The organism is Mycobacterium sp. 852002-51971_SCH5477799-a (assembly GCF_001667145.1).
Taxonomy (GTDB): Bacteria; Actinomycetota; Actinomycetes; order Mycobacteriales; family Mycobacteriaceae; genus Mycobacterium.
The window spans coordinates 1-1,232 of record NZ_LZIF01000022.1 but is presented as its reverse complement, the minus strand read 5'-3'; the positions used below and the strand labels follow the sequence as shown (position 1 = coordinate 1,232).

The 1,232-nt window shown below is 63.6% G+C and carries 1 protein-coding gene; it reads right to left on the bottom strand.

The features are described from left to right. A partial coding sequence (locus tag A5753_RS02105) for a condensation domain-containing protein (RefSeq protein ID WP_231989963.1) occupies nt 1-1,232 on the bottom strand: 1,232 nt, incomplete at both ends.

Here is a 1,232-nt window from a genome sequence, read left to right as displayed (position 1 = left end):
CCACCAACGTGTTGACGAAAAAACCCACCAACTCATCGAGCGCAGGGTCACGGCGCCCGGCGATCGGGAACCCCACCGCCACATCAACACTGGCGCTGATCTTCGACAACAACACCGCTAACGCGGCCTGCACCACCATGAAACTGGTCGCATTATGCTCACCAGCTAACTGACGCACCCGCGCCTGCACCTCAGCCGGCCACTCCACCGCCACCGTGGCCCCGCGATAATCCGCCACCGCCGGATACGGCCGATCCGTGGGCAACTGCACCCGCTCGGGCATCCCGGCCAACACATCTTCCCAATACGCCAACTGCCCAGCGATACGACTACCACTGTCCTCGAGCTCACCAAACTGCGCCCGCTGCCACAACGTGTAATCGACATACTGCACCGCCAACGGCGCCCACCCCGGCACCTGCCCCGCACACCGACTGGCATACGCCACACCCAAATCCCGCACCAACGGGGCCACCGACCACCCATCAGCAGCGATATGGTGCACCGCGGCCACCAACACATGCTCATCCTCAGCGACCCGGAAAAGCCTTGCCCGCAAAGGAATCTCGCCAGCCAAATCAAACGTGTAACGAGCCGCGGCGCCCACAGCCGCCTCCAGCCGATCATCCGGCCAGCCGACGGCATCAACAACCTGCCACCCGAAATCAACCCGCCCCACCGGAACAATCACCTGCTGAGGGACCCCGTCCACCGCCACAAACAACGTCCGCAAACTTTCATGACGGCCCACCACATCAGCCAGCGCCGCCCCCAACGCCTCAGCATCCAACCGACCACTGAGCCGCAACGCCACCGCCATGTTGTAAATCGGTGACGGCCCCTGCAACTGATCCAGGAACCACAACCGGGCCTGGGCAAACGACAACGGAACCACCGCCGGGCGCTCCACAGCCACCAACGGCTCCAGCCCACCCCCACCCGCACCCTCAATACGAGGCGCCAGCTCAGCCACCGTCGGCGCCTCGAACAACACCCGCACCGAAAGACCCGCATCAAAGGACTTATTCACCGCGGCAATCACCCGCATCGCCGACAGCGAATCCCCACCCACCTCAAAGAACGAGTCATCAACCCCGACCCGCTCCAAGCCAAGAACCTGGGCATAAATCCCAGCAACAATCTCTTCGGTCAAGCTGGTCGGGGCGCGATAGCCCTCGCCGTCTTGATAGCCCGGGGCCGGCAAGGCCCTGCTGTCGAGTTTGCCGTTAGCA